Source organism: Corallococcus praedator (assembly GCF_003612125.1).
Lineage (GTDB): Bacteria > Myxococcota > Myxococcia > Myxococcales > Myxococcaceae > Corallococcus > Corallococcus praedator.
Window position 1 is genome coordinate 1 of the sequence record NZ_RAWI01000373.1, and the last position, 9084, is coordinate 9084.

Here is a 9084-nt window from a genome sequence, read left to right on the forward strand (position 1 = left end):
GTCCCCCACGGGTGGGACGCCGGTGTCGCGTCCGCCGCCGGTGGCCTCGCGCTTCGGGCTGGCGGTGATCGCCGGGACGACGCGCGGCCAGCGCTACAAGCTCCCGGTGACGGGCTGCGTGGTGGGCCGTCAACGCGGGGCCATCCTGTTCCCCGACGACGTCTTCGTGTCGCCGCTGCACGCCACCTTCCTGGTGAAGGACGGCGCCCTCTTCGTCCGGGACGAGACGAGCGCCTCCGGCGTCTACGTCACCTTCTCCGGCACGGAGCCCCTGGCGCCGCGCGCGCTCTTCAGCGCCGGCCAGCGGCTGTTCCGCTTCACGGGCCGCGTGGAGTCGCCGCCGCCCGTCGCCGGCCGGCCCAACCTCTACGGCTCGCCGGTGCCGCTGGGTCAGGCGCTGTACGGCGTGGAGGAAGTGCACATGGGAGGCAGGGCGGGCCGGGCGGTGGTGACGGCTGCGGCGCTGCTGACCATCGGGCAGGCCCACTGCGACCTCGCGTACCCGCATGACGAGGGGCTCGCCGGCCGGCACTGCGAATTGAGCCCCACCGCGACGGGCGCGATGCTGCGCGACCTGTCCGGCGGCCTGGGCACCTACGTGCGCATCCCGCCCGCCACGGAGCGCCCCCTGCGTCCCGGAGACCGGGTCCGCCTGGGCCAGCACGTGGTGCAGGTGGAGACGCTCGGCTGAAGAAGCGTGGGTCGCCGCGTCCGCCGGACGGGGCCGAACCTTCAGCGGACGGAAACACTCGGGGGCTCCATGGGCCCCCACCCGTCAGCCGGAGGGCGCCAGTCTGGAGCCTTCCAGCTCCGGGGAAGCCGCTCCATGCAAGCGTGGACCGGCGGGGCGCCACCGGATTCGCCCCTTCGCCAGGGGAACAGCCCCCCAGGCCTGCGTCCCCGCGTCAGGGTGCCGCGGGGCGGGCCACGGCGCTGCCGAGCCGCAGCTCGATGTATGCCCGCGCCTTGGAGTCGGGCATGTCCCGCAGGTGGCGCTCCCACCAGCCACGCGCCTCGTCCGTCTGGTCGCGCTGCCAGTACAGCTCGCCCAGCTTCAGGGCCAGCTCCGCCTCCGGGTTGTAGCTGAAGGCTTCTTTGTAGCTGGCCGTCGCGCGGTTCAGCTCGCCGGAGAGCACGTCGCGGTCCCCGTCCTGCGTCAGCTTGCGGGCCTTGTCCACGTTGCGCGAGGTGCTGGGAATCTGCCGCAGGTACTCGGGCGGCTGGTTCGGGTCCGTGCCGGCGGTGAGCTGCCGGGGTGCATTGGCCGGCGGCAGGTAGGTGTTGCCCTCCGCGCCGCTGCCCGCGCCGATGCCGAAGTAGTAGACGAAGAAGCCCACCGCCCCCAGCACCAGCACCGTGGTGAGCGCCTTGAAGAAGAGGATGAGCCCCTCACCGCCCCCCGACCCGGCCGCGGTCTCCGACGTGCGTTTGGCGCGCCGGGCCTCCTCGGGCGCCAGCGTGGCTTCCTCGGACACGGGGGTGCGCGTGTCGGGCAGCGCCCGCACGGTGGCTTCCACCGTCACGTCGTTCCAACCGGTGTTGTTCTTGGCTTCCTGGTTCTGGGCCGCCTGGGACTTGCGCGGAAGGGGCGCCAGCACCCCGGCCGCCTGCGGACGACGGGGCGCGATGTCATTCGCACCGCCGCGCCGGCGCTCCTTGTCCACCGCGAGCAGCTCCGCCTTGAAGGCGTTGGCGTTGGCCGGCCGGTCATCCGGGTCCTTCGACAGGACGCGCAGGATGAGGCGCTCCATCCCCGGGGAGATGCGCGCCTCCGGACGGCGGCGCGAGGGCGGAGGCGGCTCCTCGGTGAGGTGCTTGGTGGCGAAGCCCACCGCCGAATCGGACTCGAAGGGCAGGAGGCCCGTCGTGAGCTGGTAGAGGATGACGCCCACCGCGTACAGGTCCGAGCGGTAGTCCAGCACCGCGCCCCGCGCCTGCTCCGGCGACATGTACTCGGGCGTGCCGCACACGAAGCCCGCGCGCGTGAGGGCCGGCCCCTCGTCCTGCACGTCGGTGATCTTCGCGATGCCGAAGTCCAGCACCTTCACGAAGTCCGGCTCGTTGCGGCGCTGCTCCACCATGATGTTCTCGGGCTTCAGGTCCCGGTGGATGACGCCCGCGCCGTGCGCGTCCGACAGCGCGCTGAGGATCTGCAGGGCGATGCGCACCACGCGCGCCTCACCCAGCGGCCACTCGCGGCTGAGGATCTGATGCAGGTCCTGCCCGGACACGTACTCCATCGCGATGAAGAGCGCGCCGTCGTCCGCCTGACCGAAGTCCAGCACGCTGATGGAGTTGGGGTGATTGAGCCGGCTGGCGGCCTTCGCCTCGCGCTGGAAGCGCGCGACGGTGCGCTCGTCCGACAAGAGCGTGTGGCGCAGCACCTTCAGCACCACCACCTTGTCGAGTGCGAGCTGACGGGCCCGGTACACCTTGCCCATGCCGCCCTCGCCGATGAGGGCCTCGACCCGGTACTTGGAGGCAATCGTCTTGCCGACGTACTCGTCGCCGCCCTCCGCCGCGCGCAACAACGTCGCGCCGCAGGCGGGGCAGTAGCGGGAAGAGTCTTCGGCGTCGGCGCCGCAGGAAGGGCAGTACACGTCAGCGTCCAGTAGGTGGGGTCGGGACTTCACCATGCCCTTCGGGTGCGGAGCAAGCCATGCGCGCCGGGCCCCCCAACACCGCTCCAGCCTGCTAGAAGAGGGCCTCTCATGGACGCCGTGGACTATTGCCCCCGCTGTGACACCGAGAATTCCCGGGATGCCACCGTATGCCGCGCTTGCGGCTCGGCGCTGCGCTCCGGGACGATGGTGATGGCCGTGGCGCACGTCTCCTCGCGCCCGCAGGTGTCCATCCGCGTCGTGCGGGCGGACGGCGGCCCCGAGTCCCTCGTGCGCATGCAGCGCGACACCCTCACCTGCGGCCAGCAGGCGGACATCGCGCTCAACGACGACCCCTTCATCATGCCCGTGCAGGCGCGCTTCTTCTTCTCCGGCGCCCGGCTGGCCGTGGAGGACGTGGGCGGCGCCAACGGCGTCTTCGTGCGCCTGCGTCAGGAGCGCGAGCTGCCCGCGGGCGGAGAGCTGCGCCTGGGCCGTCAGCGCCTGGTGCTGGAGCCCATCCCCACCGCGGCGCTCGGGCCCGGCGGCACGCAGGTGTGGGGCTCACCGGATCCCGGCTACCGGCTGCGGCTCATCCAGCTTTTGGAGGGCGGCCTGCGCGGCGCGGCCTTCCCGCTCAAGGACGGCGACAACCTGCTGGGTCGCGAGCAGGGCGACATCGCCTTCCCCACGGACGGCTTCGTGTCCGGGCGGCATGCGCTGCTGCAGGTGCGGGGGGACCGGCTGATGGTGCGGGACGTGGGCTCGTCCAACGGCACGTTCATCCGGCTCGCCGGGCCGACGTTCGTGGACAACGGCGACCACTTCCTCATCGGCCGCCAGCTGCTGCGCGTGGAAATCCAGGCCGTCGTCGCCTGAGCGGACTTCCCTGAAGGGCCCTGCCGCATGAAGGCGACATGGCCGCACGGCGCTTCAGGGCCCGTGCGGCCAGCATCCTTCACGCTCCGGCGTCAGCCGTAGGACTTCTCCTTCTTCTCCTGCTCTTCCTTGCAGCGGATGCAGAGCGTCGTCACCGGACGCGCATCCAGACGCTTGGGGGAGATGTCCTCCTCGCAGCGCTCGCAGATGCCGAAGGTGCCGTCCTCGACGCGCTTGAGCGCGCCGTCGATCTTCTGCAGCAGGAACTTCTCGCGGTCCCTCAGACGGAAGACCATCGACTGGGTGTACTCGGAGGCGGCCTGGTCGATTTCATCCGGCAGGTCGTCGGTGTCGAAGGAAGACTCCTCCACCAGGGTCTTCTTCGCGCTCTCGAGCAGGCTCGCTTTACTGTCCTCGAGCATCTTCTTGTAACGCTTGAGATCTTTCTGGTTCACAGCCTGCGCTCCAGGTGGGGCGGGTAGAGGGGGCCTGGCCCCTGAAAAAAAGGGCCCGAAAGCTTTATCTATGCACCTTGCAGTGTCAAGCTGACCTGCTGGAATTTATAGGTGCACGAGGGGCGGCTTGAGCGACAACACGAAGTTCGATCGGGAATTCTTGCGCTCGGCGCTGACATTGGCCGCCAAGAGCGACGTCGACCACTTCCTCTACATCTGTGACACGCCCATTCCTCCCGAGGACCTGCGGGGTCGTCCTGCCCGCAAGAAGCTCGTGTACGCGGTGACGCTGGAGGCGCTGGCGCACGAGCACCAGCGCAAGAAGGTACGCGCACTCGTCATTCCCGCCTACGACTACTCGCGCACCGAGCGGGTGAAGGTAGCGCTCGTGTCCGCGCTTTCCCAGGGTGCTTTCAAGGAAGGTGACCTGGTGTTGTGCATGACGGGAAAGGTGGGTCGGGCACCGGACACGTTGATGCAGATGCGCATTGGCGGTTCGCTGGACGACCGGCTGGCCATCGAGGGCGTGAAGCTGGGCGAGGAGTTCAACTCGCAGGTGGTGGACGCGCTCATCCAGTTGGCGCTCCAGATCGGCCAGGAGGGCTTCGAGGGCCACCCCATCGGGACCATCATCACGATTGGCGACCACACGAGCGTCCTGGAGAAGAGCCGGCAGCTCACCATCAACCCGTTCCAGGGCCTGTCGGAGGCCGAGCGCAACGTGCTCGACCCGAAGATCCGCGACGCCATCAAGAACTTCTCCGTGCTGGACGGAGCGTTCGTCATCCGCGAGGACGGCGTGGTGCTGTCCGCCGGCCGCTACCTGTCCGCCAACGACGACACGGTGAAGATTCCCCTGGGCCTGGGCGCGCGGCACGCGGCCGCCGCGGGCATCACCTCCACCACGCACTGCATCGCGCTGGTGGTGAGCCAGACGTCCGGCGCGGTGCGACTGCTCAAGGGCGGCAGCATCGTGCTGGAGCTGCACCAGACGGCGCGGCGCTCCTGAGGCCCCTGCCCTACTCCTTCGCGCGCTCGGGCGTCGCGGCGGGGCCGTGCTCCTCGCGGTAGATGTCCGCCAGGGCGTGCGCCTTCTCCACCTCGTCGCGCGCGGCCTCCAGCGCGAGCACCCGGTCGAAGCGCTCCACCTGCTCGCGCAGCGTGTCGGTGATGACGCCGCCCACGGCCATGCGCGCGGACGCGCTCTCCCGTTCGATGCGCAGGTCGGCCACGCGCTCGCCCAGGTCTCCGGCCGCGGAGAGCAGCAGCTCCGCGTCCCGCTCCGCGCGGCGCAGGGATTCGCGCGTGGACTCCAGCAGGCGTTCGGTCTGCACGCGGTCGCGCTCCAGCACGCCCACGCCCTTCGCGTCGCCCCGGTCGTGGGCCGTCTGGCACCTGCCGGCGATGTCGCCCAGGCGGGCCGTGTAGCGCGTCACCCCTCGGGCGAGTGCTCCCTTGAGGGCCAGCAGCGTGGCGGCGGACTTGCGCACCTCCGCCGCCTGGCGCTCCAGGTCCTCGATGAGCCGGTCGAACGTGGCCAGGGGATCCACGGGCGCCGGAGGCGTCTTCTTGCGTTTGAGGAAGCCGAACATGGCGCGTGCCTTGAGGCCCGAAGCCTACCCGAATGGACGGCAGAGCAGTCGCACGCGTTCGAGCGCGGTCGCTACCGGGCGATCGCCGCCGGACAGCACCGCCAGGTAGCGCGCGGGCGTCAGTCCATAGACGGACAGCAGGTGCTGCAGCAGCACCACGCTCTCCGTCGCGCGCCGGTCCGTGGGCGCCAGCGACGCGGCCTCGCCCACCGCCTCCAGGATGTCCACCACGCGCGCCGCGAGGTCCGCGCCAGGAACTTCCGGCCCGGGGGACGGCGCGGGCACCGCCGGGAAGAGCGCGTCGAAGGACGCCTCCACCGCCACGCCCGCGAGGGGCGCACGCCCGGAGGCCACCGCCTCCAAGGCATCCAGGTGCGGCCCCAGCGCCTCCAGCGCTTCCATCGTGGCCGGCACGTCGCGCGGCAGCAGCGTACGCCAGGGCGTGTCGAACTCCGTGCGCGCCCAGCGGATCTCCTCGTCGGAGAGCGGGTGGTAGAAGGCGCGGCCTCCGGCGGCGCGCTGCTCGAGCACCAGGGACTTGAGGTCGGCGTTCTCCTCGCCCAGCGAGATGAAGCTCAGCGCGATGTCCAGGGCGCCCATCGGCGCGCGGGTGCGGCGGATGAGGTCCAGGTCCACGCGGTCCTCGCCGTCGGTGATCAGCACCACCGTGGCGCGGGCGAGGTACGGGTCCTTGCCCTGCGCGGCGCGGATGGAGTCGAACGCGGACAGCAGGGCCAGGGAGATGTCCGTCTGGCCCTCGGCGGGCGAGTCGCGGAAGAGTTTTTCAATCTGCCGCGTCGCCTCCGCGGCGGTGTCCACGCGGGCCAGCTCCGTGGGCACGTCGTTGAAGAAACTGAAGTAGAGCGGATCAAAGGCTTCGTCGCGCCGGGCCTTGACCCGCAGGTTGTTGAGCTCCGCGATGATGAGCGCATCGCGAAAGCGCGCCCGCGCGCCGTGCATGGAGCCGGACGCGTCACAGACGTAGACGCGCACGGCGGTGCGCTTCACCTTGCGCGGCTTGGGCGGAGGCGCGTCGTCCAGGTAGGTGCGGACGAGCTGCCGGTGCGCGGCCAGGTCCTGGAGGATCCGTCGCGGGTCCGTGATGACGAACTGGTGGATCTCGTCCAGGCTGCCCGTCGTCGCGAACGACATCGTCTGCGTCGGATACGGCACCTGGCGCGGAACGGCTCGCGCGGCGGACGCGTTCGACTCGACGATCTCCTCCGTCAGCGAATCCTCCACGTCGAAGAAGCGCGCGCACCCGGCCGCCAGGTCGAACGTGGCCAGTTGTTCCGGCTGGAGCGAGAACGCCAGGTCCGCAAGCCGCTCGTCCGGCCCGCCCTCCGCCTGTCGCTCCACGTCCTCGGCCGCGTCGTCCGCCTCCCCGAGCCACCGGACCAGCGACTCCGACTCCGCGTTCTCCACCATCCGCGTCAGCCGGGGCTCCGGGGGCAGCAACGGGGTGAGCGCGCTCCGGGCCGCGGCGGCCAGCTCCGAGTCTCCGGCCTCCAGGGCGCGCTCGTAGAGGCCCTGCAACGACCGGTAGGCGCCCCGGGGATCCTTGTGGGCGGTCTCACGCACGCCCCGCACCAGCGCTTCAAGAGAGCGCGTGGGAGGAACTTCGCGCACGCGCTCGCGCGCCTCCGCCACGTCGTTGCGCAGGGCCATGCTCCGGGCACGGTCCGCGTCCGTGCCCAGGCGGAGGAGCATCTCGTGGGCCAGGTCCAGGTCGCGCCGCTTCTGCACCAGGTCGATGACGTTCTCACGCGCACGCATGGCCAGCAGCTCCGCGACCGCCAGCTTCGCGCTGACAGGCGGCCGCTGGCGATCCGTGTCGCTTGGGCGGTCGAAGATCTCGAACGGAGCCTCTTCCTCCAGCGGCGCCAGCGGGCGTCCGAAGAGGTCCGCCACCTTCACCGCGCGGGCCAGTCGCACGAAGCCCCGGTCCAGCGCGGTGAGCGCGCCCGCCGGCACTTCCCCGGAGCGGTGCGCCCGCTCCACGCGGCGCAGACATTCCTCGAACTCCTCCAGGGCCTGGGCCGCGCGCCCCGCCAGTCCCTGCGCGAGCACCCCTGCCCTGCCCCGCTGGGTGCCCAACGCGAGCAGCAGCCGCGCATCCGCGGCGGTGTGGATGCCCACCCGATCCATCTCCCGGTCGAGCGCAACGAGCACCGGCAGGGACAGGTCCTCCGGCCCCTTCACCTTGCGGCCGAAGGGCCAGGACCACGACGCGCCGACCCGGCCCGGTGTCGCGGGCTGGCGCAGCGCATCCAGGCGCTGCAGCAGCTGGGTGAGTCGCCGCGCCAGCACGTCTCAGCGCCGCCTTCCGTCCACCGGTGCCACGCTCACAGCGCGGTCCGCCGCTCCAGCACCTGCCGGCTGAAGCGTCCGAAGTCCTCGTCAATGCCGCGAAGCTGGGCGGACAGCTTGTGCGCGCTGGTGCCCAGCTCGCCCGGAAGCGTCTCCAGCATGCCCAGGGTGGCCTTGAGCCGCACCAGCTCCCCCTCCTTGAGCGCGAGCAGCGGGAAGCGGCTTCGGACCAGCCGCTCGAAGGTGCGCTCCGCGTCGCCACGGGCCGTCAGGGACTCCGGCGTGGGCAGCGCGGACAACAGCTGCGTCAGCCAGCTGCGCAGGTACTTGATGCGCGACTGGAGGAAGGACAGCTCGGCCTGGGCCACCGCCGCGCGCACCGTGTCGGAGAGGAACGCCGCCGCGGAAGCAGGGCGCGCCGCCATCAACTGACCGTCCAGGCCCACCAGCGCCGCCAGCTCCCCATCCGGCGCCTGCGTGGTCAGCTCCCCCCGGTAGTAGGTGTACGCGTCGCCGTTGAGCACCGCCGTGGGCGCGGGAGGCGGACTCGCCACCTCGCGCGACAGCACGCGGGCGTGCTCCTTCAGGCGCGTCTCCATCAGCTCGCGGCACTCGACGAGCACCGGCTCGGCCGTCACGCCCTCGCGCCGCAGGTTCTCCGCCACGGCCTGCACCGCTCGGCCGTACTGCTCGATGCGCTCGAACGGCGTCGCGCCCAGCACCTCGCGCGCGTACGCCACGCTCAGCGGCTTGAGCAGCTCCTGCTTCAATCCGGCCTGCGCGGGGTCCAGCGCCGTCAGCGCCTTCTCCAACTGCGTGAGGCGCCGCGAATCCGCGGAGAGCGCATCCAACGGATCCTTGCGCCCCCGGGCCGTCCCCGCGGGGAACGCCGCCGACACCCGACGCCGCAGCGCCGTCACCACCCGCTGGCGCGTGTTCCGGTCGGCATCGCGCAGGGGCTCGTGCAGGGCGGGCACGGTCTCCGTGAGGAGCACCGCCAGCGAGCCCATCACCCCCAGCTCCTCCTCCAGGTTCTCCGCGAGCCCGACCAGCCACTCCATCTTCACGCCGTCCTCGAAGGCGAGCCCCTCCGCCGCGGACGCGCTCATCTCCAGCGCCTGCTCCAGGAACCGCGCGGACGCCTCGCACAGCGCGGGATGGCCCGGCCGCAGCTCCGGCACGGCGCGGCACAGCTCCAGCACGTCGCGGATGGCGGTGAGCAGCGCCACGCCGCCCCTGCCCTCCCCC

General features: G+C 71.4%; 7 protein-coding genes and 1 pseudogene. 3 read left to right on the top strand and 5 right to left on the bottom strand.

What is annotated here, in order from left to right:
- Positions 1–691 (top strand): FHA domain-containing protein (locus D7Y13_RS33040; protein ID WP_120630891.1); only part of this gene is annotated, 691 nt, incomplete at its 5' end.
- A 214-nt stretch (positions 692–905) separates the two neighbouring features.
- On the opposite strand, the gene D7Y13_RS33045 is transcribed toward D7Y13_RS33040, so the two are convergent.
- Positions 906–2600, bottom strand: coding sequence for a serine/threonine-protein kinase (locus D7Y13_RS33045; protein ID WP_233595956.1), 1695 nt, complete (start codon positions 2598–2600; stop codon positions 906–908).
- A 111-nt stretch (positions 2601–2711) separates the two neighbouring features.
- Here D7Y13_RS33045 and D7Y13_RS33050 point away from each other — a divergent pair, with 111 nt between their 5' ends.
- The gene (locus D7Y13_RS33050; protein WP_120532651.1) at positions 2712–3479 is read left to right on the top strand and encodes a double zinc ribbon and FHA domain-containing protein; all 768 of its coding nucleotides are present in this window, start codon (positions 2712–2714) and stop codon (positions 3477–3479) included.
- 92 nt (positions 3480–3571) lie between these two features.
- Here the strand turns inward: D7Y13_RS33050 and D7Y13_RS33055 are convergent, their stop codons facing one another.
- Positions 3572–3934 carry a TraR/DksA family transcriptional regulator gene (locus D7Y13_RS33055; protein ID WP_014395767.1) on the bottom strand — a complete coding sequence of 121 codons (363 nt, stop codon included), beginning with the start codon at positions 3932–3934 and terminating at the stop codon, positions 3572–3574.
- 127 nt (positions 3935–4061) lie between these two features.
- On the opposite strand from D7Y13_RS33055, the gene D7Y13_RS33060 reads away from it, so the two are divergent.
- The gene (locus D7Y13_RS33060; RefSeq protein ID WP_120532650.1) at positions 4062–4943 is read left to right on the top strand and encodes a DNA integrity scanning protein DisA nucleotide-binding domain protein; all 882 of its coding nucleotides are present in this window, start codon (positions 4062–4064) and stop codon (positions 4941–4943) included.
- 10 nt (positions 4944–4953) lie between these two features.
- Here D7Y13_RS33060 and D7Y13_RS33065 read toward each other — a convergent pair whose 3' ends face one another.
- From D7Y13_RS33065 to D7Y13_RS33075, 3 genes and pseudogenes are all read right to left on the bottom strand, one after another.
- Positions 4954–5526, bottom strand: coding sequence for a PspA/IM30 family protein (locus tag D7Y13_RS33065; RefSeq protein ID WP_120585750.1), 573 nt, complete (start codon positions 5524–5526; stop codon positions 4954–4956).
- A gap of 24 nt (positions 5527–5550) precedes the next feature.
- Complete coding sequence (locus D7Y13_RS33070; protein WP_120585751.1) at positions 5551–7836, bottom strand: vWA domain-containing protein; 2286 nt, start codon at positions 7834–7836, stop codon at positions 5551–5553.
- A gap of 35 nt (positions 7837–7871) precedes the next feature.
- Positions 7872–9084 (bottom strand): annotated as a pseudogene (locus tag D7Y13_RS33075) (AAA family ATPase); the annotation flags it as partial.

Excerpts from the sequence above, each read along its gene's own strand:
- D7Y13_RS33050 (WP_120532651.1), top strand. The coding sequence starts at position 2,712 with ATGGACGCCGTGGACTATTGCCCCCGCTGTGACACCGAGAATTCCCGG.
- D7Y13_RS33065 (WP_120585750.1), bottom strand. The coding sequence starts at position 5,526 with ATGTTCGGCTTCCTCAAACGCAAGAAGACGCCTCCGGCGCCCGTGGAT.